This is a genomic window from Siminovitchia acidinfaciens (assembly GCF_003605385.1).
Classification (GTDB): Bacteria; Bacillota; Bacilli; order Bacillales; family Bacillaceae_C; genus Siminovitchia; species Siminovitchia acidinfaciens.
Genome location: NZ_QYTV02000001.1, coordinates 787,292 through 810,921 on the forward strand (window position 1 = coordinate 787,292; position 23,630 = coordinate 810,921).

Sequence of the window (23,630 nt, forward strand, 5' to 3'; positions counted from 1 at the left end):
CTTGGTCTGTGCTGCCAATGTAAGTTTTCTATTAAAAGTGCCTTGGAGAAGAAAAGGTTTCTCTCTTACTGCTGCATCAGTACAGACAAAAACCTGATTAAAATTTAAATTGCGCGGATTTCCTGGTCCATGTTCGTGTCCTAAAGCATATAATAAATGGGAAGAAAAAATTTTCTTTGTGTCTAATTTAAATTAGGGAAGGACTTTTTAAGGGGCAATCATTTTTGCCTCTTTTTTTATTTGTATTTTGTATTTTTCTCATATCCACATTCTCCTTTGAATTTGAAAACCTTTCTCCAAACTATTTTTCCTTTTTCAATGAGCGGTATCTCTTGTATTTTTCATGCCAGTTAGGCAAAAACCATTTGTACCCAGTAGTATAAAAGGAACAAGGTCACAAAGGTAGTTATTGGAATTACAATCACAGAAACGCTCAAATAGTCTTTCCATTTCACTTTGATCCCATATTGTTTAAGAATAGACATCCAGATAAGAGATGCCAGTGTTCCTATCGGTAACAGAAGGGACCCTATGTCGCTTCCAATAATGTTCGCAAGGTAAATGGTTTTTAAAGTGATAGGTTCTAGTCCCATTTCTGTTAAGGTAATCGTTCCAATCATTAAGGCAGGGTGATTATTAAAGAAGTTAGACAGGATGGATACCAATCCTCCCATGGTAAAACTCGCATAAACCAATCCTTGATTTACAATTGGTTCAGATATGTTTACAAGCGTTGCTGTCAAACCCACATTGTGTAATCCGTAAATGATAACGTACATTGAAAAAGCGAAGATCAGAATGTGATAGGGAATTTTTTTCAAAATATCAATAGGGGTTATACCGAGACTGAACCATCTCCATATAAGCAATATAATGGAGCCGAAGACGGCAACCAATTCAATTGGAATGGAGAAAAAGGAGGCAACAAACAAGAGACATCGGATCAAGAAGACGAACAGTAGGATTTTCAACATAAACTTCGTTCGCTTTTCTTGTGCTATTATCGGAACCGCTGTTTCTTTTAGTGGATGATATTGTCTGTCAAAAAAGCTTTCTTCTATTCCATCTGAAGTGACCGGTATGTGTTTCGGTAACTTCTTTCGAACAACCATAAACATGAGCCAAGACATAAAGAGCAACCCTAACGTCGCGGGTACAAACATCATGGCAGTATGCATGTATAGACTCATATCAATAATGTTTAATGCGATTAAATTGACTATATTGCTTACACCGATAGGGGCGCTTGAGGCTGTTGCAATGAGGCAGCCGCTTAATAAGTATGGAATAATCTCATAATGTTTTAAGCGAAGGTTTTTAAGGAGCAGAATTAATATTGGTGTTGTAATCAGGATACTTCCATCATTATTAAATAAAAGTGTCATTAAAAAGCAGAGCAGCTGGATGTACCAATATAGGCGATACCCTGATCCTTTAGCTAAATTAGCAAGCCGCGCTGCTGCCCAATGGAAAAAACCGAAACTTTCTAATATTACCGCCATGACGACCGTTGCGATGATTGTTACGGATGCTCCACCAATCTTATCGATAATATCTAGAAGGTCTGTTCCTGATACTATCCCTACCAGCAAAATGACTACTGCTCCTGCAGTCGCTGGAACTGCTTCATTCATACCTCCTGGCCTCCAAAAGATCACCAACATGGTCGTAAGGAATACAGAAAAGGTAATTCCTATTTCAAACACTATACCACTCCCTTCTTTGATAACGAGATAGAGAGAGTCTATTGTCTCTATATGTTCGTTTGCTTATATATATATTCGTCGAGAAGTAGATGGTACTAGATAAGTAACTAAATTTATCTAAATGTATGTTTGTCTCATAGAGATGGTAGTACCGTAAAGATGCCAGACTAGAGTTGTTTTGCTGTATGTTTTGCTCATAAAGATGGTAGTACTACAAGGAGATTTATCTAAATGTATGTTTGTCTCATAGAGATGGTAGTACCGTAAAGATGCCAGACTAGAGTTGTCTTGCTGTATGTTTTGCTCATAAAGATGGTAGTACTACAAGGAGATTTATCTAAATGTATGTTTGTCTCATAGAGATGGTAGTACCGTAAAGATGCCAGACTAGAGTTGTCTTGCTGTATGTTTATCTCATAGAGATGGTAGTACCATAAAGATGGTAGACTAAAATTGTCTAAATGTATGATTGTCCCATAGAGAGGATAGTACTCTAAGATAGATGGAGAGTTAAATGAGAATGGATTGAAAAGCTGAAGGCTTATTTAAAAAAACATAGAAAAGTCCTTACAACTATGTCATAGGGACTTTTAATATACTCAAGGACGCGAAAGCCCTTGAATTGGTTTGTGAGGGACTGGCTTCAGTTAAAACAGGCTTGGATCACCGGTTCCGCATTAAAGGCTAAAATGAAGTCATCCTTATTATTTTTTCAACCAATAAACATGTTTGGAAAAATTCTTATTATTAAACAGAACCTTTACATGGCCTTAACACCCCATTTACAAGCAGATGTTACATTATATTTAACAACAAAATGGAGGTGGAAAATTGCTCAAAAAACTCTTTGGTTATTTCAATCGAAAATCTAGTTGCGAAATAGACTGCGATGAAGATTTATTCGAATGGGCAGGGGAAACACTTTATGAATTAACTGAAGAAGAGTTTGACTATGAATACATGTATTATATGCATTGACCAAAACCATGGAAAAAGGTGACAAAATGATTGCTAGATCAGGGGTTATCTTTTTGCTTTTGATGACGCATTTGTATATTTTGTGAGGAGTTGCCGAAACATCTCAAAGGAGATGTTTTTTATTGGATAAATGAAAGCCATACGCTAGACGTATGGTTCAGGAAAGCTTATAGCGATGTATTAAAAAAGGCCCCTCCTTGGTATCTAAATTTTGGTTCGCCAACCAAATTTAGATACCAAGGAGGGGCCCGTTATGTCTTCCGACTTAAACAGTTTACACCAAAATAGAAGCAAATCATTTAAGGGAAACGAAACAAGATATAGGACAAATTTCACGCCAATTGTGTGAAAGAAATGGCGTGAAAATTATTGAAGCTACCGCATGTAAAGATCATTTACATATGTTGGTAAGTATTCCGCCGAAAATAAGAGTCTCTTCATTCGTGGGATATTTAAAGGGAAAAAGCAGCTTGATGATTTTTAATCGGCGTGCCTAATTAAAATAACGGTACGGGAACAGGAAATTTAGGTGTAAAGAATTTTATGTGGATACAGTAGGAAAAAATAAGAAAGTAATTGAAGAGTACATTCGAAATCAAATAGAAGTGGTATAGTCGAAAAACAATTAAGCATGGTGGAATTAATCGATCCGTTCACAAATGAAACATTTCATCATGGAAACCCGGCAATGGTTAAACTACCGATTAAGACAACTTATCCAGAAAAGATGGAAAAAGGTAAAAACAATATACAGGATGCTTCGGAATTATGGAATAAACCATGATGGCGCCATGAAATATGCGAAATTCCCGAAAGGGATACTGGCGAATATTACGAAGTAAAGTCCTGCATATAGCACTAACAAAAGAAAGACTCATAAAGTGGGGGTTAATAGACATATCCCAACTTTATGAGTCTTGATACTTAAAAGGTTGAACCGCCTTGTACGGAACCGTACGCACGGTGGTGTGAGAGGTCGGCTAATCAATTAATGATTAGCCTCCTCGAAAAAAAACCGGGCTCGCCGGAAAAAAAAGAAAACCCTTCGCAAGAAAGGTCTTCCACATATAATAAAAGGGGGTATCAGGTCGAAATTTGACCTTGTTTTTATTGTATCGCAAAAGCTTGGAATCAAACAATGCGCCATAAGGTCCATTTTATGGAATTTTTCTCAGTCTAGCTTCAGACGCCATCGGCCCGAGGTCACAAGGTGCCAGGAAGCTTATGAAGAATTTGTGCTCCTGCGAGATAGCCTATTCGAGGGAGCTAATGTTTTCCTTATCGCAAAGCTGCATGAAGTATCTCAGAGATGCTTTTCACGACGTGATTCAAGTTAGTTGCTTAACTGTAATGGCTGAGGGGCTCCCTCATCAATATTCGCCTTGTGCTTGCCGCCTAAGGCTTCGCGCCTTGCACTTTTCTTTAAGGAGGATAAAGCAGATAGTTCCGCTTTTCCGCTCCTATTTTACCAGTAATGTTTAGGTTTGCATCCGCAATGCTTTTTAGGTGGGCAAACGCAGTAATGCTCTTCTGAAACGGAGTTTACGACTGATTGTGTGTGCGGGTAGGAATGCATGTATTTGTAAGTTGTATGATTCACCTGTGTCGTATGGGAAGGATGCACTACCGGAATATAAACATCCTGGCCTACATATTCATTTAGCTGTTTTGTTGGGCTGATTTGAGCAGGCATTGTTTTGGCGGGCAATTGCTGCGTGGGTGAGACCTGCGGGTAGCCGCAGGTGCATTTCTTATAACAGCCGCAAGGTTTATAGTGTCTCATGACAAAAACCTCCTTTATAAATCGTATACTAAATACTATGTAGGACAACCGTCCAACGAATGGACAACTACCCAGAATGCGACAAATTAGGCGGGAATACTTTTCTGTAATGGAATATCTTGGGTTTTCTCATCAGTAAAGGGAGAAAAAAGGATTGGGATTGGCTATAAAATTCACAAATTCTCAAAAATGTATACGGTTTTATGGTAATATAGTAGAATAGCAGGAGGGGGGAGAGAGGATCAATGAAACTGGAACCAGCTTTGTTGCAGAAGCAGACTTTAAATTTAACGATGACACAGGAATTGCAGCAGGCGATTACGATATTACAATATACCGCCCATGAATTGACAGCTTTTCTGGAATCGAAAGAAATGGAAAATCCGCTCATCCAGCTAGAATCACCGATCGTTCGATCTGTTGATCCCCGCTACGACAGAGTGAGGAAAAGAAAAGTCACGAATCCTGAAAATGACCAAAAAAAATGGCTGGAGCAAATGGCTGAGCCCACTGAGGGGCTTGCAGATCACTTGTTTTCTCAGCTCGTGATGAAAGCGCTGTCCGGTTTTCAGGAAAAATTGGTGGAACAGTTCATATATAATCTAGATCCGAATGGATATTTGACAATAACAGTCGATGAAGCTGCGGATGCATGCGGCACAACGATTGAAGAGGCAGAAGAAATCCTTCAGCTTGTTCAAAGCCTTGAACCTGCGGGAGTAGCAGCAAGGTCGCTGCAGGAATGCCTGATATTGCAAGTGGATAGAAGACAGGATGTACCCCCATTAGCTGTCAAATTATTAACTGAATATTTCAATGAATTCGCGGAGAAAAAGTGGAAACTTCTATCGGATAATCTGTCTGTCAGTTTGCAAGAGATCCAGCAGGCAGCCGATTTCATTACAACTCTGGACCCGCGGCCAGGGACACATTTTGACTACGAGAGACCACAATACGTCATTCCTGACCTCATTCTTGAAATCGTTGATGGGAAGTTGGAACTGCAATTGTTTGAAAGACATTTGCCGGCCATTCGTTATCAATCCGATTACTATAATGAAATGTCAAGCATTGCGGATGATAAAGTGAAGCAATACTTGAATGATAAACGCCAGGACTTCCGCTGGATCATGCGCAGCATCGAGCAGAGAAAGCAGACGCTGATGAAAGTGGGGATGGCGATCCTTGAAGAACAGCAGGACTTCTTTTTAAAGGGGCCAAAGTATCTCAAGCCATTGACGTTAAAAGATGTCGCGGAAAAAATTGAGGTGCATGAGTCGACTGTCAGCCGTGCCATCAGAGGTAAATATATTCAAACGCCTAGCGGTATGCATGAACTGAAGAAGTTCTTCTCACAAGCACTTCAATCGAATGCAGCCAGCGACGGTGAACAGGCATCGGCCGGCCAGGCGAAAGCCCTGATCAAAGGACTCGTTGATAAAGAGGATAAAAGCAAACCGTTGTCCGATCAAGCCATCGCCAACATGTTAAAAGAGAAAGGGCTTACCTTATCAAGGAGAACTGTTGCCAAATACAGGGAGCAGTTGCGAATACCTTCATCAACGAAAAGGAAGCGGTACGAGTAAGAAATGGAGAAACATATGGAAGTTTATTTTTATACGAGAACTAAATGCGAACTATGTGAAGAAGGCAAGCTGCTTTTACAGCTTCTTCAAAAAGATTACCCCTTTGATATCATCGAAAAGGACATCGACGCCAGCGACGAATTGACGGAAAGGTTTGGGCTGATGATTCCTGTAGTAGAAATGAACGGGGAAATTATCCAATATGGCCAGATTGATTTGGTTTCATTGGAAGAGATATTAAAAGAAAGTTTGAAATGAGCTGATTGAACCTGCTACTATACAGATGAAGGCAGGTTCTTTTTTATTCATCTGGGACAAAAAATGACCCAAAGGGACAAAGGGGTGAAAGGAGGATTAATATGCAAAATTTATTAAAGCTGCAGAAACAGTTGGTTCCTGATCTCCTGAACGATATGGAGAGGAGGTACACTATTCTGAGATCGATCCGACTAACGGAGCCGGTTGGCAGAAGGTCCCTTGCTTCAATGCTTGATATGACCGAAAGAGTGCTGAGGAGCGAAGTGGAACTTTTAAAATCACTGCACCTGATTAACTTTCAAAAAGCCGGTATGCATCTGACTACAAATGGAAGACAGCTTTTGACAGGGCTTGAAGATGTGATGAAAGACATCTCCGGGATTCATGAAATAGAAAAACAAGTGTGCAGCGTTTTGGGCATTGCAGAAACAATTATTGTACCGGGGGACAGCGATAAGCTGTCTTTAATCAAGAACGAGATCGGCAAGGCGTGTGCCCGGCAACTGGAACGATTGCTAGATGAAAAAAACATCATAGCGGTTACGGGAGGATCTACGATGGCTTCCGTGGCTGAAGCGCTAGCAGATGTGGATGTCATGGGCAAAGAACTGTTATTTGTACCTGCACGGGGCGGAGTAGGTGTCAAGGTAAGCGACCAAGCCAATTCCATCTGTGCAGCAATGGCGGAAAATGCAGGCGGGAATCATCGTATCCTATACGTTCCAGATGAAGTAAGTGATGTGCTTCGTTCAACCTTATTACAAGAACCTTCCATCCAAGAGGTTTTATCTTTAATCGAGTCAGCAGATATTGTAATGCATGGCATAGGAGAAGCTATGAAAATGGCTGAACGGCGGAATACTGGTGAAGAGGGCATGAATAAACTAAAAAAGGGACACGCTGTTGGAGAAGCATTTGGGTATTATTTTAACTGCGAAGGTAAAGTTGTGCACAAAGTTTCCACAATCGGCTTGCAGCTGGAGGAACTTCCGCAATTTAAGCATGTCATAGCGGCCGCAGGAGGAAACTCTAAGGCAAAAGCCATCCGTTCATATATGAAAAACGCGCCGAAATCCACCATTTTGGTTACTGATGAAGGTGCTGCAATGGAAATTTTAAAGGGGGAATGAAAACATGACAGTAAAAGTCGGAATAAATGGTTTCGGAAGAATTGGGAGAAATGTTTTTCGCGCGGCCTTAAGACATCCTGAAGTGGAGATCGTGGCTGTAAATGATTTGACGGATGCCGGGATGCTTGCGCATTTGCTAGAGTTCGATTCTGTACATGGAACCCTTCAGGAAGAGGTTACTGTGGAAGGTGATCAAATCAACGTGGGAGGACGCACATTGAAGGTGCTAGCCGAAAGGGATCCATCCCTCATTGGCTGGGAAGACCTCGGTGTTGATATTGTAATTGAGTCCACGGGCCGTTTTACAAAAAGGAATGACGCTGCGAAACATCTGGAAGCAGGTGCAAAGAAAGTTATCATTTCGGCTCCGGCGACAGATGAAGATATTACGATTGTGATGGGTGTAAATGAAGAAAAGTATGAACCGGAAAAAGACCATATCATTTCTAATGCTTCCTGCACAACGAACTGCCTCGCACCATTTGCCAAAGTGCTGAATGAGCAGTTTGGTATCCGGCGCGGCATGATGACGACGGTCCACTCTTATACGAATGATCAGCAGATCCTTGATTTGCCGCACAAAGATTACCGCCGGGCACGGGCAGCCGCTGAATCGATCATACCAACAACGACAGGCGCCGCGAAGGCAGTTTCACTTGTGCTTCCGGAATTAAAAGGCAAGCTTAATGGGATGGCCATGCGTGTGCCAACACCAAATGTATCGGTTGTCGACCTTGTTGCTGAGTTGGAAAAGAATGTTACAGCTGAAGAGGTGAATGCCGCCCTGAAGGATGCCTCAGAAGGGGAACTGAACGGGATATTAGGTTACAGTGATAAGCCTCTTGTTTCCGTAGATTATAACGGAGACCGGCACTCTTCCATCATTGATGCCCTTTCAACCATGGCCCTGGAAGGTAATATGGTCAAGGTTCTATCTTGGTATGACAACGAAACCGGGTATTCAAACCGCCTTGTCGATTTGGCTGCTTATATCAAAAAAAGAGGATTATAGTCAAAAAATCAGATTTGGTATTGGATAATTCGCGGGTTGGCATCTATAATATAGAGGGGTGTAGAAAAGGGAGCGGGAAAGTGAAACCCACTCTCTTATTTTCTGCGTTTAAAGGCACGTTAGGAGGAGACTTACCCAGTGAGGAAAAAATCAATCAAGGATCTGGATGTACAAGGAAAAAAAGTTTTTTGCCGAGTGGACTTCAATGTTCCAATGAATGACGGAACTATTGCTGATGATACAAGAATTCGGGCGGCGCTGCCGACCATCCGCCATTTGGTCGACCAAGGGGCGATTGTCATTTTGGCCAGCCACATGGGAAGGCCAAAAGGGAATGTGGTTGAAGAGCTAAGGCTGGCTCCGATTGCGAAAAAGCTTGAAGAGTTAGTAGGGAAAAATGTTCGTTACTCTAAAGAAGTAATCGGAGAAGACGTAAAAAAGCAAGTTTCCGAGTTGGAGGCAGGCGATATTCTTTTATTGGAGAATGTAAGATTCCATCCGGGTGAGGAAAAGAATGATGAAGAATTAGCCAAGGCATTTGCTGAACTTGCTGATATATATGTTAATGATGCGTTTGGTACTGCTCACCGTGCACATGTTTCTACAGAAGGAGTGGCCAAGCATTTGCCGTCTGCAGCAGGATTTCTAATAGAAAAAGAATTAGAAGTTCTTGGGAATGCCCTGTCTGATCCGGCAAGACCGTTTACAGCTATTATCGGCGGTGCAAAAGTGAAAGATAAGATCGGAGTCATCGACAACCTGCTGGATAAAGTGGATAACCTCATCATTGGCGGAGGGCTTGCATTCACTTTTGTCAAAGCCCAGGGCTATGAAATCGGGGATTCCTTATTGGAAGAAGATAAAATTGAATTAGCCAAAACCTTTATGGAAAAAGCTGCGAGCAAAGGTGTGAAATTCCTTTTGCCGATTGATGCAATCGTTGCTGATGCTTTTTCTGAACAAGCGAATGTCAAAGTTGTGGACATAGATAGCATTCCAGACGGCTGGTTGGCATTGGACATTGGACCAAAAACGGCGGAATTGTACAGCAATGTAATCAAAGATTCCAAGCTGGTTATCTGGAACGGACCGATGGGCGTGTTCGAGATGGAACCATTTGCCCAAGGAACGAAAGCTGTAGCCGAAGCGCTAGCTGAAGCTGAAAATACATATTCCATCATCGGCGGTGGAGATTCTGCCAGGGCAGTGGAGCATTTTTCCCTCTCTGAGAAAATGGACCATATTTCCACAGGCGGAGGAGCTTCCCTTGAGTTCATGGAAGGGAAAGACCTGCCGGGAATTGCGGCGCTTGATGAATAAGAAAAGCGAAATCGCCTTGTGACCTCGAGGGGCTAGGCGCTGGCCGACTTAAAGCGCTACGTCCTGTGGCGCCGGCATGCTCAGAACGCGACATCCTGTCGCTTCGCTTGCACTAGTACTTCCTGTACGACGTCGGCACTAGGACTTTCTGTCCGAAAAAAATTAATATTTTATACTTTCGTAGCACTAAAATATGCACCTGTATAGATTGAAAGGATGAAACTGCATGCGAAAACCGATTATCGCAGGTAATTGGAAAATGCACAAAACAATGGAAGAGGCGGTAGACTTTACCGAGAAAGTAAAAGGCATGGTACCATCAAGTGCCCAGGTTGAAACGGTTATCTGCGCACCATTCCTATTTCTCGACCGCCTTGTGAACGATGTTAAAAGGTATAATGTGAAAGTCGGCGCTCAAACTATGCATTACGAAGAACAGGGTGCATACACGGGTGAAGTCAGTCCTGCGGCTTTGAAAGGGATCGGCGTTTCCCATGTCATATTAGGACATTCCGAGCGGCGTGAACTCTATAATGAGACGGATGAAGCCGTGAATAAGAAAGTCCTATCGGCTTTTCAATATGGCTTGACTCCGATTGTCTGCGTAGGTGAAACATTGGAACAATGGGAAAACGGAGAAACGAACGAACACGTCAAAAGCCAGGTGACAAAAGCGCTTCAGGGACTGTCTGAAGATCAGGTGAAAAGCCTTGTGATTGCCTATGAACCTATATGGGCAATCGGTACAGGCAAATCATCGACGGCTGATGGCGCAGAAGAAGTGTGCGGTCATATACGCCAAGTGATTGAAAGCAATTTTTCAAAAGGTGCAGCTGATGCTGTAAGGATTCAATACGGTGGAAGTGTGAAGCCGGAAAACATCCGAGAATTCATGAACTGCCCAAATATTGACGGAGCGCTTGTTGGTGGAGCAAGTCTGGATCCTGACTCATTCCTGAAATTACTGGAGGCATCCGCCAATGAGTAAATCACCTACAGCCTTGATCATTCTTGACGGCTTCGGTCTTCGGGAAGAGACAAAGGGAAATGCCGTGGCACAGGCAGAAAAGCCCAACTATGACCGCTATTGGGATGCGTACCCGCATACCCAATTGACGGCATGCGGGGAAGCGGTCGGCCTTCCGGAAGGACAGATGGGAAATTCTGAAGTGGGGCATTTAAACATTGGTGCAGGAAGAATCGTTTACCAAAGCTTGACAAGAGTGAATATTGCAATCAGGGACGGAGAGTTTGAGAAAAACGAAACATTTCTGGACGCTGTCAAGCATGTGAAAGGAAATGGGAAAAAGCTCCATTTGATGGGTTTGCTTTCAGACGGCGGGGTACATAGCCATATTAACCATATGTATGCTCTCTTAAAGCTTGCGGCTGATCAGGGTGTGAAAGAGGTATATGTACACGCCATCTTGGACGGCAGGGATGTCGGCCCGCAAACAGCTAAAAAATATGTTAAAGCAGCCCAGGAAAAAATGGATGAAATAGGGGCCGGCAAGTTTGCCACCGTATCCGGAAGGTTCTATTCGATGGACCGCGACAAACGCTGGGATCGTGTGGAGAAAGCATACCGTGCGATGGCCTTCGGCGAAGGACCGCAATATTCCGATCCGCTGGAAATGATAGAAGACTCGTATGAGCATGGAATCTTCGATGAATTCATGATACCTTCCATCATAACAGATGAAAATGGAAAGCCGAATGCCGCGATTGAAAGCGGAGATTCTGTCATTTTTTATAACTTCCGTCCAGACCGTGCGATTCAGATTTCAAATGTGTTTACTAATGAAGAATTTCATGGGTTCGATCGCGGTGAGAATCGTCCAAAGGATCTGCATTTCGTTTGCATGACCCATTTTTCCGAAACAGTAGATGGATATGTCGCGTTTAAAACGGTTAACCTGGATCAAACGCTTGGTGAAGTCATTTCCAAAGCAGGATTAACTCAGCTGAGGATTGCAGAAACGGAAAAATATCCTCACGTCACTTTTTTCATGAGCGGCGGTAAAGAGGATGAATTTCCGGGAGAAAAGCGAATTTTGATTGACTCGCCAAAAGTGGCAACATATGATTTGAAACCGGAAATGAGCGCTTATGAAGTTACCGATGCTTTATGTGCAGAAATTGAGAATGATCGTTTTGATGCTGTCATACTGAACTTTGCAAATCCTGATATGGTTGGCCATTCAGGTATGCTGCAGCCGACCATTGACGCCATTGAAGCAGTGGATGAGTGTCTTGGACGTGTAGTAGATCTGATTTTGGAAAAAGGCGGTACAGCCATCATTACAGCGGATCACGGAAATTCGGACGAAGTTTTGACATTGGAAGGTACGCCAATGACCGCTCACACGACGAATCCGGTACCGGTAATTGTTACAAAGAACGGGATTCGACTGCGAGACGGAGGCATCCTTGCTGACTTGGCGCCTACGATGCTGGACTTGCTTAATGTAAAAAAACCGGCTGAAATGACAGGCAGCAGTTTGATTTATTAGAAGAACGGAGAGCGCCTGCTATCGGCGACAAGCACAAGACGAGCGTTGGCAAAGGCGTATTTTGCCTTCAGAAGCGCTTGGCTTGATCCTGCGCTATGCGCGCTCAGCCGTCTTAGATCGCCGCGACCTGTGGCGGTACCAGGACATTCCGTCCGTTGAAGCTAGATATAAGTGGAGAACGTCTGTCTATCGACGAACAAACAAAAGGCTTGCGTTCCGAGCTTTACATAAAATGCTTTTACTTTTAAAAACAAGGAGAGATTTTCATGCCATTCATAGCAAACGTATATGCACGCGAAGTATTGGATTCCCGCGGCAATCCGACAGTAGAAGTGGAAGTCATTACAGAATCAGGAGGATTTGGCCGTGCGCTCGTACCAAGTGGTGCTTCCACTGGTGAGTATGAAGCGGTAGAATTGCGTGACGGTGACCAAGGACGCTACCTGGGTAAAGGTGTAGAAAAAGCTGTTGAAAATGTAAACGAAAAGATTGCCGAAGAAATTATCGGCATGGATGTCACAGACCAAATCGGAATCGACAAGGCTATGATTGAGCTTGACGGCACTGATAACAAAGGTAAGCTTGGTGCTAATGCCATCTTGGGTGTTTCCATGGCAGTTGCCCATGCGGCGTCTGACTTGCTTGGCCTTGAGCTTTATCAATATTTAGGCGGATTCAATTCCAAACAGCTTCCAGTTCCGATGATGAACATTTTAAACGGCGGAGAGCATGCTGATAACAACGTGGACATCCAGGAATTCATGGTTATGCCTGTCGGAGCTCCCAGCTTCAAAGAAGCGCTTCGCGTGGGTACAGAAATTTTTCACAGCCTGAAAGCGGTCCTGAAAGAAAAAGGCTTAAATACTGCTGTTGGTGATGAAGGCGGTTTTGCACCGAACTTGGAGTCCAACGAAGAAGCTTTGGAAACCTTGATGTTAGCCATTGAAAAAGCAGGTTACAAACCAGGCGAGGAAATCAAGCTTGCAATGGATGTCGCTTCTTCTGAGCTTTATAATAAAGAGGACGGCAAGTACCATTTAAGCGGTGAGGGCGTCGTCAGAACTTCCGAAGAGATGGTTGACTGGTACGAAGAGCTTGTGAACAAATATCCGATCATCTCGATTGAAGACGGTTTGGATGAAAACGACTGGAAAGGCCATAAGCTGTTGACTGAGCGTATCGGCTCCAAAGTACAGCTTGTGGGTGACGACCTTTTTGTTACAAATACTGAAAAACTTGCCCAAGGAATCGAGAAAGGCGTCGGCAACTCTATTTTGATCAAAGTGAACCAAATTGGTACATTGACTGAAACATTTGATGCGATTGAAATGGCTAAGCGTGCAGGCTATACTGCCGTCATTTCCCACCGTTCCGGTGAAACGGAAGACAGCACGATCGCTGATATCGCTGTAGCAACAAATGCCGGTCAGATTAAAACAGGAGCTCCGTCCAGAACGGACCGTGTGGCCAAATACAACCAGCTTCTCCGCATCGAAGATACACTTGGAGAAACTGCCATCTACCCTGGCATGAAAGCTTTTTATAACGTTAATTAATTTTACAGCCCCTCTTGTCCGGAGGGGCTGATTATGCTACATTTAAATTATTGTTAAGGGCCTGGAGGTGTGTTTTTCAGTGCATGCGATAGCTATTACATTATTGATCATTGTTTCGATCGCTTTAATTATCGTTGTTTTATTGCAATCCGGTAAAAGTGCCGGGCTTTCCGGGGCAATTTCCGGAGGTGCGGAGCAGCTTTTCGGAAAGCAGAAAGCCCGCGGAATGGATCTTGTCCTCAACCGCATCACGATCGTTTTATCAGTATTATTTTTCTTGCTTACGATGGCCGTGGCCTTTTTTGAAGTTTAATAATGGCATGTAAACCTGGTTCGTGAAGGACCGGGTTTTTTATTTTTTTATGGAAGGAAATACGCGGTATTTTGAATGATTGTATGATGATTGAATTTTTTGCGCGAACTCCTTTTTTTGGCGGCCCATTCGGACATCAAGCATAATTTGGTGTATATCATTGGATTGTCCTGCAATAGTTTGCGTAAAATAGGGTAATACACCTATGATGGAATGACAAAAAGGGGATCGATCATATGAAAATCAAAGCTCCTCAGCCATTTACTTTTGAATCGGGAAAGCGTGCGGTTCTTCTGCTGCATGGCTTTACAGGAAATACAGCCGATGTAAGAATGCTGGGAAGGTTTTTGGAAAAGAACGGCTATACATGCCATGCACCTCAATATAAAGGGCATGGGGTACCGCCTGAGGAACTTGTTCAAAGCGGCCCGAAAGACTGGTGGGCTGATGCACTTGGCGGGTATGAATTTTTAAAAGAACGGGGCTACGATGAAATTGCCGTTGCGGGATTATCCCTGGGCGGAGTATTTTCCCTAAAATTGGGCTACACTGTACCTGTAAAAGGGATTGTTCCGATGTGTGCTCCAATGTACATAAAAGATGAAGAGTTTATGTACGAAAGGGTGTTGGATTACGCGAGAGAATATAAACGGCTCGAAGGAAAATCTAAAGAACAGATCGAAACGGAAATGGATGAGTTTCGGGAAAAACCCATGAAAACATTGAAAGCACTGTGGAAGCTGAACGAGGATGTCCGTAGTCAGGTGGATATGATTTATGCTCCACTTTTTGTGGTACAGGCAAGACACGATGGAATTGTTGGCCCCGGAAGTGCAGAGTATATTTATGAGCAGGCGGAATCCATCGAAAAAAATTTGAAATGGTATGAACATTCCGGCCATGTTATCACACTGGATGCTGAAAAAGAACAGCTCCATGAAGATGTCCTTCATTTTCTGGAAGGACTGGATTGGACAGTATAGAAGAGAGGAGGAGCAAAATGGAAGAAAATTTGCAACAGTATATAGATCAAATTTTGACCTATATGAAAGATGAGGCATATAAGCCGTTAACTGTCAAAGAGCTTGAAGAGGAATTCAAAATCGAGGGTTCGGAAAACTTCAAGGATTTTGTAAAAGCGCTTGTGGTCATGGAAGAACAAGGGCTAATTGTCCGGACGAGAAGCAACCGCTATGGTGTTCCGGAAAAAATGAATCTTGTCCGGGGGTCATTGTCGGGAAATGCCAAAGGGTTTGGTTTCCTGTTGCCGGATGAGCCGGGGATGGATGACATTTTTATCCCTCCGCATGAAATTAACGGAGCCATGAATGGAGATAAGGTCCTTGTAAGGGTATCCCCGTCAACTGGAGGAGCACGGCGAGAGGGGGCAGTTGTGCGTATTCTAGAACGTGGAACTGTCCAAGTAGTTGGAACTTACACTGAAAGTAAATATTTCGGTTTTGTCATCCCGGATGACAAAAAGATAGCCGATGATATTTTTATCCCAAAAAATGCAAGCATGGGGGCCGTCGAAGGCCATAAGGTCATAGCCAAGATTACAACCTATCCGGAGAATCGCAAAAATGCGGAAGGTGAAATCATCCAAATACTAGGGCATAAAAACGATCCTGGGGTGGATATTTTATCCGTTATCTATAAGCATGGTTTGCCGCTCGCATTCCCGGACGAAGTGATGGAGCAGGCCAATAACGTGCCGGAAACCATTGATGAGAATGATATTGGAAACCGCCGTGATCTGCGGGATCAGACAATTGTAACGATTGACGGCGCAGATGCGAAGGATCTCGATGATGCGGTAACTCTTTCGAAACTCGATAACGGAAATTACAAGCTTGGTGTTCATATTGCGGACGTAAGTCATTATGTAACAGAAGGATCGTCAATCGATCAAGAAGCGTATGAACGCGGAACAAGCGTCTATTTGGTGGATCGTGTTATCCCAATGATTCCGCACCGGCTGTCGAACGGGATATGCTCACTTAATCCTAAGGTAGATCGCTTTACATTATCCTGTGAGATGGAACTGAATTCAAGCGGAGAGGTTGTCAGCCATGAAATTTTTCCAGCTGTTATAAAAACAACTGAACGGATGACCTATTCTGACGTTAATAAAATCCTGATTGACAAAGATCCGGTTTTGCGTGAAAAATATGAATCGCTTGTTCCGATGTTTGAGCTGATGGAGGAACTGCAGGGGATATTACAGAAAAAAAGGATGAAACGCGGGGCCATCGACTTTGACTTTAAGGAAGCAAAGGTTATTGTTGATGAAGATGGCAAACCCATTGATGTCGTTATAAGGGAGAGGTCAATTGGTGAGCGGATCATTGAGGAATTCATGCTGGCGGCGAATGAAACGGTGGCTGAACATTTCCATTGGATGGAAGTCCCTTTTATTTACCGTATACACGAAGACCCGAAAGAAGAGAAGCTGCAGAGGTTCTTTGAGTTCATCACGAATTTTGGACTGGTTGTGAGGGGAACTGCTAATGTTGTTCACCCGCGGGCGCTGCAGGAGATTATTGAATCTGTACAGGGAAAACCGGAAGAATTGGTCGTTTCGACGGTCATGCTCCGTTCGATGCAGCAGGCAAAATATTTTCCGGAAAGCATCGGTCACTTCGGGCTGTCGACGAAGTTTTATACGCATTTTACTTCACCGATCAGAAGGTACCCGGATTTGATTGTACACAGGCTGATCAGGACGTATCTTTTTGAAGAAAAAGTCGATCCAGCAACCCGTGAAAAGTGGAATGCACAGTTGGATGAAATCGCTCAGCATACGTCTTCGAGAGAACGGCGTGCCGTCGATGCGGAACGAGATACGGATGAATTGAAAAAAGCGGAGTTCATGGAAGATAAAATTGGCGAGGAATTCGATGGAATTATCAGCTCCGCGACTAACTTCGGCTTGTTCGTTGAACTTCCGAATACAATCGAGGGTCTTGTTCACGTCAGCTATATGACGGATGATTACTACCATTATGATGAACGACAGTTTGCTTTGATTGGCGAGCGTACCGGTAATGTGTACCGTATCGGCGATGAGGTGACTGTCCGAGTGATTAATGTCAACAAGGACGAGCATTCCATCGACTTTGAGATTGCAGGAATGAAGGGCAGCAAACGGCGCGCTGCTAATGATGGTCCGAAAAAAATCGTCAAATTGAAAGAAGGCGGCGAGAAAAAGAGCAGGGGTCCGCAGGGAAACAGTGATGACGGTGAGTGGACGACAAGAAAACCGCGGAAAAAGAAAAAGTCCTATGATAATAAACCTGCCAATGTGAGAAATGCCAAACGTGGGAAAAGACGTTGAGGTTAGAAGTGGAAGCTTCTAACCTTTTCTTTGTCCAGCTTCCGACGAACAGGACGTTCTAGTGCAGGCGATGCGACAGGACGTCGCTGCTTGAGCCTGCCGACGGACAGTCGGTCCTAGTGTCGACGGCACCGCAGTACGTGACGCTTAAGTCGAGGTCACGAGCCTGCAAGGAAGCAAAAGTGCTCCCGCGCCATAGCATTTTTGAAGGAGAGTCTTGTTCAGCTCGTCGCAAAGCTGCAAGGAGCATCTTCAAAGGAGCTTCTCAAGCTGCTTTCAAGTAGGCTGCTTGGCTGAAGAACTGTCTCCTCGGGAATCAACTTGTTTGCCCTCGCCGAGCAAGCTGCTTGCGCTTTTCTTTATTTCACATGTTATAATGGTTTATCATGTAGAATGCAGGGGGGGATACCAGATGGCTAAGCAAGAAGGGAAGTTGGTTGCACAAAACAGAAAAGCGAACCATGATTATTTCATAGAGGATACGTATGAAGCCGGAATCGTTTTGCAAGGGACGGAAATTAAATCCATCCGCGCGGGAAGGGTCAATTTGAAAGATTCGTTTGCCCGCATCCAAAACGGGGAAGTTTTTATCCACAACATGCATATCAGCCCATATGAACATGGCAACCGTTACAACCATGACCCGATTAGAACGAGGAAATTGCTCTTACACCGTAAGCAGATCAATAAACTGATTGGTGAAACAAAAGAAGCGGGATATACGCTTGTGCCGTTAAAGCTCTATTTGAAAAACGGTTTTGCCAAATTACTCATAGGCCTTGGTAAAGGTAAAAAGCAATATGATAAACGTGACGATCTGAAGAGGAAAGAAGCAAAACGCGATATTGAAAGAGCGTTCAGGGAACGGCAAAAAATGTAAATACCGGCTGCAGACCTTGAAATTTTATCATTTTCTGCTATAATAAAGCTGTACCCGATAGACAGGGTACCCCGAAACGATCCTTTTTACAGAAAAAGGTGTTTCTCTTATATGGGGACGTTTTGGATTCGACAGGGATAGGTCGAGCTCGAGTTGCGAGTCGAGGGGATCGTCCTCGTAAAAACGTCAACGCCAATAATAACTGGCAAATCTAACGATAACCTCGCTTTAGCTGCCTAATTAAGGCCTAACGCGGATCCTCCCTCCATCGCCCATGTGGTAGGGTAAGGGTCTCACTTTCAGTGGGCTACGCCGGACGTCCTCCGCCTGAGGACCATGGAAGAGACTAATCAGGCTAGCGCTTTGGAAGCCCGTCGATAGGCTGAAGAAGACGCGAAACGCTAATATATCGACTACACTCGTAGATGCTTGAGTGCCGATATTCTTGGACGTGGGTTCGATTCCCACCGTCTCCACCAAATACATAATTTGGTGGTTTTTATTTTTATAAAGTAAACCAGCTGCAGACACTAAATGTTTGCAGTTTTTTTATGTTTTAAATCATTCCCCCGCTTCAAAGTCCGGCATATTACCAAGCTTATGGGAGAAACGAAAAACCTCCAAAATTAATATATTAAGACTTAGCCAAACGCCTCCAAAAACGTAGCCGGCTACCACATCACTCGGGCTTTGCTGCAAAAAATAAATTCGGCTTAATCCAACCATCATAATCGTGATGCCAGTCATGATTATAATAAGGATATTGAATGCCCCTTTTTTTAAGTGCCTTATTAAAAGATATGCTGAAAAACCATAGAGAACAAAAGCTGTTAAGGTTTGTTCACTTGGAAAAGGGTATAAAACATATTTAGGCAAGAGTGCATGAACGGGATGTAAATGATGAAATAAACGCCTTATTCCTTCTTCATAAATTTCTCCACCAATAACGATGATAAGCAAGAATGAAGATTCTATTCTCTTTTCTGTTCCCCTAATCAAGATCCAAATGACTGAAAACACCACAAGTGATATTAATGCTTTTACGCTTGAAAACATCCCAAAATATTTCATCCATACTCCCCATTTTTCATTGAAGATTAGAGGGATTAAGGTCATGACAAGATCGTCAAATTGCTTAAATTCGTTATTTAAGTAATTCTCAATTAAGCTTCCCATTATAATGACAAATGTTAAAAATATGACAGTAATCGCTCCGATTAAAAATCTTAGCCGCCGGAGAGATTGAAATCTTTGGGCGCCTTTACCAAGCCCTAATAATAAGAGAACTTTGATTTTCAATTTGTATGTTTTTAAAAGATAGCCCATAGTAAAAATGATAAGCAAAAAAATACTTCCCAGAAGCAGATATTTCTTAATTGAGGTGTGGAACTGCTCCCATTGAGGGCCAAGTAACTTCCCGAGGGAAATAAACGTACTTGTCCAAATAAAAGCCCCAGTAAAAGCATAGATTGAATATGTACTAAATCGCAGACGGGTAATACCGGAAAAATAGCCGGTAACATGACGAATTCCAGGGATGAAATATGCAATGATCAATAACTTATTTCCGTGTCTTTTAAACCAACTTGAAGTTTTCTCAAGTCGTTCCGGCCCAAAATGAATCCGGTGACCATGTTTATAAAAAAAAGGAGCCCCCAATTTATGACCTATCAAATATGATAGTGTCATACCTGTACAACTGCCCGTTCCAGCTATTAATATGCTCACCGTCCAATTCATCTTTCCCTGAAAAACAAGAACGCCGGCATACCCCATTAGAAATTCTCCCGGCAATGGGAGGGCAATAAGTTCCAGCATAAGGGACATAAATAAGACTGTATATCCGAAATGTTCTATTAACCCTGTCAATAGTTGCATATAAACTTCTCCCTTTTTAAAAGGAAACTTTTATTAATGTAACCTTAATTTATATATTCAAACCCTCTTGATAACGACTATGAATGTAATGTGCGCAGGTAGTTTTAGGTACATTCATAAATCGATCAATGGCAGTATTCATCTAAGTGACCGAAGCAACGGAAAAATTGATAACACGGTAACTAAGGAGAGTTCTAAGTGACCGAAGCAACGGAAAAATTGATAACCCGGTAACTAAGGAGAGTTCTAAGTGACCGAAGCAGCGGAAAAATTGATAACCCGGTAACTAAGAGGAGCTCTAAGTGACCGAAGCAGCGGAAAAATTGATAACACAGTAACTAAGGACCCAAATTTTACGAAACCGATATAATGATCAATGATCACTCTCATACAGGTGCTTGAACTTGTTGAATCAAAGGCTGAAAAAAGCGGCTATAGTTGAATTCAATCATTGGCGGTATTCATTCAGGGATGCTTTTCAATTTTTTTCCTCTATAAAAAATAAATACTGATATAATGAGAAAATAGTTTGAATAGCTTTTCAGGTGATACTTTATAAATAAAGGATGAGCTTTTCGAAACTTTAATAATAAAACTATCCTGCTGTTATTGTCCAGAATAGGGGATGTATATGCAAAACTCATTATTCAACAGGATTTTATCTTATCTTAAGGTCATTTTTCCTCTTGCATTATTAATTCTGGCCGGTTATGAAATCCAAAAATTCATTAAGGGCTTGGATTATCCCCTGCTTCAACGAGAAATGGCTCAAATTCAATTTTGGGATATGGCCGTCACATTATTGGTAGTAGCCGCAGCTATCGTCCCCATGTTTTTCTATGATGTAATCATGGTCAAATTGTTGGGTATTGACACTCCGAAAAAGAAGCTGGTGAAGCAGTCGCTGGTTGCCAATACGTTTTCCAACTTAATCGGTTTTGGCGGACTGATTGGATTGATGATCCGAACCTATTATTATCGAACTCGTGAGTTAGAAAAGAAAAAAGTATTAACAACAATCGCTTCTGTATCCTTGTTTTACCTGACAGGGATATCTTTGTTTTCATGGATTATTCTAGCGGGATACAGGGACATTCCACTTCTGGTGAATACAAAATGGCTTTATTTGGCTGTGATTGTAGTAGCGCTCTATCTTCCAGTCTTATTATTTGTCATTCATAAAAAGGGCACTGACATGAGTATTAAAGTCCGCGCGCAATTGGTTTTAGTTTCTTTTTGCGAGTGGGGAGCCATTTTTATTGTCATATGTTTTTTAGTCAGGATGCTCCATATACAAATTAGTTTTCACGATTTATTCTCCGTATTCATCGTTGCTTGCTGTGCGGGGATTGTCAGTATGATTCCAGGCGGACTGGGCTCATTTGATCTTGTCTTCATCTGGGGAACAGATTATTTAGGGATACAGGATGAAAAAGTGCTTGTTCTTTTGATGCTGTATAGGATTGGATACTTTTTTATACCTTTCTTAATTGCTGGTGCGCTATTTCTCAAAGATTATTGGGACAGATGGAATGAGGCATGGGATAACGTACCGAACAGCGTTATTCAGACGGTAAGCCACTTTATCCTTACCGTCTTGGTTTTTATTTCGGGCCTCCTGTTGCTTTTGTCGGCATCAGTTCCTGGAATTGTCGAGAGATTAAGGCTTGCTGAAGAATTTTTATCTTTTCCGATCATGAATGTCTCTCATCAACTTACGGTAGCTGCCGGCTTTGTGCTTTTAGGCCTTTCAAGGGGAATTGAGTACAAGGTAAAGCGGGCATATCATATAGCGATGGCTGTTTTGTCGATTGCTGCGGTTCTTTCTCTTTTTAAAGGCCTGGACTATGAGGAGGCAATCTTTCTTCTTGTAGTAGTATTGCTTTTAAGAATTTCAAAGGATCGATTTTATAGGCAGAGCTATGTTTTGTCATGGAGTAAAACAATTTTTGATGTTGCAATCATTTTCATTATTACATTCATGTATGTATTGATTGGCTATTTAAATTTACCGGAAGCAAAAGTAAGCTTGCCTACAAAGTTGTTGCCATATGTCATAACAGACTATCAAGATTTGTTTTTTAGTGCCTTTATCGGACTCTGGATTGCGGTACTTGTATTCATTGCTGGGTATATTATCGGCAGACCGCGGAAGATGATCATGGAAAAGTCCGTTTTTCAAGAAGAGGAAGTCTACGAACATGTTAACAAATATGGGGGCAATGTGCTCACCCATTTAATTTTTTTGCATGATAAATATCTGTTTTGGAACAGCAAAAAAACCGTACTTTTTCCTTATCAAATGTATGCCGATAAACTAATCATTTTAGGAGATCCGGTTGGGGATCGAAAGGATATGCCTTCGGCCATAGAAGAGTTTCAACAGGTGTCGGACCTTTACGGCTATACGCCTGTATTTTATGAAGTCAGCATGAACATGCTACCATATTTACATGAAAGCGGATTTGACTTTTTTAAGCTGGGTGAAGAGGGATTTGTAGAGTTAAATGAATTCTCCCTTTCAGGCAAAAAAATGAAGGGAGAAAGGGCTGTAATCAATAAGTTTAAAAGGGAAAATTATACTTTTGAAATAATAAAACCGCCTTTCAGCTCTGAGTCACTTAGTAATTTGAAGGAAGTCTCAGATGATTGGCTTCAGGGTAGAAGAGAGAAAGGCTATTCCTTGGGTTTTTTTGAAGAGTCCTATTTGAATAAATCTGATATCGCTATTTTAAAAGATGAAAATGGGTATGTAACGGCCTTTTCAAGCCTAATGCCTGTTTATGATGACCATCACACAATTTCAGTTGATTTGATGCGTTTTAAGCAGAACTCTCCTTCTGGAACAATGGATTTTATTTTCCTGTCACTGTTTGAATGGGCAAAGGAGGAGGGGTATGGAAGATTTAATTTGGGAATGGCTCCTCTTTCCAATGTAGGGCTTTCCAAGTATTCATTTTTGGGTGAAAAAATTGGTTCCCAAATTTATCTTCACGGGCAATTTTTTTATCACTTTAAGGGTCTGAGACAATTTAAAGAGAAGTATGTGGATGAGTGGGACTCAAAATATATGGCCTATAGGAAAAAGTCATCGTTGCCGATTACAATGCTGCAAGTAACTAATTTGATTGGAAGGAAAAGACAGCGTTCAGGTTGATTTTCCAAGTTGTTTTGATGGCGGCGACCTGAAATGAGGTCGCCGTCTTTTGAATTGCAATCGCGTTACACCAATAGAAAGCCAGCAGGTTTTCAGCCAATTCGCAAGGTAATGACGACCAAGGGTCCAGCACTCAAAACGATATTGGAAGTTTAAAGAGGTCTATAGCAGCTTAACAGGCAGTATACCGAAAGCTCTGCCGTTAATAATTAAAGCTCTATAT

General features: G+C 42.4%; 16 protein-coding genes, 1 other RNA gene and 1 pseudogene. 15 read left to right on the forward strand and 3 right to left on the reverse strand.

The window, feature by feature from the left end; genetic code table 11:
- Window positions 1-350 precede the first annotated feature (350 nt).
- Entirely contained in the window at window positions 351-1,709 is a 1,359-nt protein-coding gene (locus D4T97_RS03640; RefSeq protein WP_126047716.1) for an arsenic transporter, read from the reverse strand.
- A 1,286-nt stretch (window positions 1,710-2,995) separates the two neighbouring features.
- On the opposite strand from D4T97_RS03640, the pseudogene tnpA reads away from it, so the two are divergent.
- Window positions 2,996-3,348 (forward strand): annotated as a pseudogene (gene tnpA / locus D4T97_RS03645) (IS200/IS605 family transposase); the annotation flags it as partial.
- Between the two features lie 801 nt (window positions 3,349-4,149).
- Here tnpA and D4T97_RS03655 read toward each other — a convergent pair.
- A complete protein-coding gene (locus D4T97_RS03655; RefSeq protein WP_126047718.1) occupies window positions 4,150-4,467 on the reverse strand; it encodes a CotD family spore coat protein in 318 nt (105 codons plus the stop codon).
- Window positions 4,468-4,712: 245 nt separating this feature from the next.
- On the opposite strand from D4T97_RS03655, the gene rpoN reads away from it, so the two are divergent.
- The 13 genes from rpoN (at window position 4,713) to ssrA (ending at window position 18,851) form a co-directional block, all read left to right on the forward strand.
- The gene (gene rpoN, locus D4T97_RS03660) at window positions 4,713-6,053 is read left to right on the forward strand and encodes an RNA polymerase factor sigma-54 (protein ID WP_126047720.1); all 1,341 of its coding nucleotides are present in this window, start codon (window positions 4,713-4,715) and stop codon (window positions 6,051-6,053) included.
- A gap of 15 nt (window positions 6,054-6,068) precedes the next feature.
- Window positions 6,069-6,311: a glutaredoxin family protein gene (locus tag D4T97_RS03665; RefSeq protein ID WP_126048075.1), complete on the forward strand. Its 243-nt coding sequence runs from the start codon at window positions 6,069-6,071 to the stop codon at window positions 6,309-6,311.
- Between the two features lie 101 nt (window positions 6,312-6,412).
- On the forward strand, window positions 6,413-7,441 hold the full coding sequence (locus D4T97_RS03670; RefSeq protein WP_126047722.1) for a sugar-binding transcriptional regulator: 1,029 nt from the start codon (window positions 6,413-6,415) through the stop codon (window positions 7,439-7,441).
- A gap of 4 nt (window positions 7,442-7,445) precedes the next feature.
- The gene (gene gap / locus D4T97_RS03675; protein ID WP_126047724.1) at window positions 7,446-8,453 is read left to right on the forward strand and encodes a type I glyceraldehyde-3-phosphate dehydrogenase; all 1,008 of its coding nucleotides are present in this window, start codon (window positions 7,446-7,448) and stop codon (window positions 8,451-8,453) included.
- Between the two features lie 138 nt (window positions 8,454-8,591).
- A complete protein-coding gene (locus D4T97_RS03680; protein WP_126047729.1) occupies window positions 8,592-9,773 on the forward strand; it encodes a phosphoglycerate kinase in 1,182 nt (393 codons plus the stop codon).
- Between the two features lie 226 nt (window positions 9,774-9,999).
- The gene (gene tpiA / locus D4T97_RS03685; RefSeq protein WP_126047731.1) at window positions 10,000-10,761 is read left to right on the forward strand and encodes a triose-phosphate isomerase; all 762 of its coding nucleotides are present in this window, start codon (window positions 10,000-10,002) and stop codon (window positions 10,759-10,761) included.
- The gene (gene gpmI, locus D4T97_RS03690) at window positions 10,754-12,286 is read left to right on the forward strand and encodes a 2,3-bisphosphoglycerate-independent phosphoglycerate mutase (RefSeq protein WP_126047733.1); all 1,533 of its coding nucleotides are present in this window, start codon (window positions 10,754-10,756) and stop codon (window positions 12,284-12,286) included. The genes tpiA and gpmI overlap by 8 nt, the downstream gene beginning before the upstream one ends.
- 266 nt (window positions 12,287-12,552) lie before the next feature.
- Window positions 12,553-13,842, forward strand: coding sequence for a phosphopyruvate hydratase (gene eno / locus D4T97_RS03695; RefSeq protein ID WP_126047735.1), 1,290 nt, complete (start codon window positions 12,553-12,555; stop codon window positions 13,840-13,842).
- Between the two features lie 79 nt (window positions 13,843-13,921).
- Window positions 13,922-14,155 (forward strand): preprotein translocase subunit SecG, encoded by a 234-nt coding sequence (secG, locus tag D4T97_RS03700; protein WP_126047737.1) that lies wholly within the window; start codon window positions 13,922-13,924, stop codon window positions 14,153-14,155.
- A gap of 236 nt (window positions 14,156-14,391) precedes the next feature.
- Window positions 14,392-15,138, forward strand: coding sequence for an alpha/beta hydrolase (locus tag D4T97_RS03705; RefSeq protein WP_126047739.1), 747 nt, complete (start codon window positions 14,392-14,394; stop codon window positions 15,136-15,138).
- 17 nt (window positions 15,139-15,155) lie between these two features.
- Window positions 15,156-17,492: a ribonuclease R gene (gene rnr / locus D4T97_RS03710; protein ID WP_126047741.1), complete on the forward strand. Its 2,337-nt coding sequence runs from the start codon at window positions 15,156-15,158 to the stop codon at window positions 17,490-17,492.
- Window positions 17,493-17,904: 412 nt separating this feature from the next.
- The gene (gene smpB / locus D4T97_RS03715) at window positions 17,905-18,372 is read left to right on the forward strand and encodes an SsrA-binding protein SmpB (protein ID WP_126047743.1); all 468 of its coding nucleotides are present in this window, start codon (window positions 17,905-17,907) and stop codon (window positions 18,370-18,372) included.
- 113 nt (window positions 18,373-18,485) lie between these two features.
- Window positions 18,486-18,851: a transfer-messenger RNA gene (gene ssrA, locus D4T97_RS03720) on the forward strand.
- Window positions 18,852-18,933: 82 nt separating this feature from the next.
- Here ssrA and D4T97_RS03725 read toward each other — a convergent pair.
- On the reverse strand, window positions 18,934-20,250 hold the full coding sequence (locus tag D4T97_RS03725; RefSeq protein ID WP_126047745.1) for a VTT domain-containing protein: 1,317 nt from the start codon (window positions 20,248-20,250) through the stop codon (window positions 18,934-18,936).
- Between the two features lie 631 nt (window positions 20,251-20,881).
- Here D4T97_RS03725 and mprF point away from each other — a divergent pair.
- Window positions 20,882-23,407: a bifunctional lysylphosphatidylglycerol flippase/synthetase MprF gene (gene mprF / locus D4T97_RS03730; protein ID WP_126047747.1), complete on the forward strand. Its 2,526-nt coding sequence runs from the start codon at window positions 20,882-20,884 to the stop codon at window positions 23,405-23,407.
- Window positions 23,408-23,630: the final 223 nt, after the last annotated feature.

Bases quoted from the DNA above. Each gene is read 5' to 3' on its own strand.
- D4T97_RS03665 (WP_126048075.1), top strand. From the start codon at position 6,069: ATGGAAGTTTATTTTTATACGAGAACTAAATGCGAACTATGTGAAGAA.
- D4T97_RS03655 (WP_126047718.1), bottom strand. From the start codon at position 4,467: ATGAGACACTATAAACCTTGCGGCTGTTATAAGAAATGCACCTGCGGC.
- D4T97_RS03705 (WP_126047739.1), top strand. From the start codon at position 14,392: ATGAAAATCAAAGCTCCTCAGCCATTTACTTTTGAATCGGGAAAGCGT.
- D4T97_RS03725 (WP_126047745.1), bottom strand. From the start codon at position 20,250: ATGCAACTATTGACAGGGTTAATAGAACATTTCGGATATACAGTCTTA.
- gap (WP_126047724.1), top strand. From the start codon at position 7,446: ATGACAGTAAAAGTCGGAATAAATGGTTTCGGAAGAATTGGGAGAAAT.
- rnr (WP_126047741.1), top strand. From the start codon at position 15,156: ATGGAAGAAAATTTGCAACAGTATATAGATCAAATTTTGACCTATATG.
- tpiA (WP_126047731.1), top strand. From the start codon at position 10,000: ATGCGAAAACCGATTATCGCAGGTAATTGGAAAATGCACAAAACAATG.
- smpB (WP_126047743.1), top strand. From the start codon at position 17,905: ATGGCTAAGCAAGAAGGGAAGTTGGTTGCACAAAACAGAAAAGCGAAC.
- D4T97_RS03670 (WP_126047722.1), top strand. From the start codon at position 6,413: ATGCAAAATTTATTAAAGCTGCAGAAACAGTTGGTTCCTGATCTCCTG.
- eno (WP_126047735.1), top strand. From the start codon at position 12,553: ATGCCATTCATAGCAAACGTATATGCACGCGAAGTATTGGATTCCCGC.
- rpoN (WP_126047720.1), top strand. From the start codon at position 4,713: ATGAAACTGGAACCAGCTTTGTTGCAGAAGCAGACTTTAAATTTAACG.
- gpmI (WP_126047733.1), top strand. From the start codon at position 10,754: ATGAGTAAATCACCTACAGCCTTGATCATTCTTGACGGCTTCGGTCTT.
- mprF (WP_126047747.1), top strand. From the start codon at position 20,882: ATGCAAAACTCATTATTCAACAGGATTTTATCTTATCTTAAGGTCATT.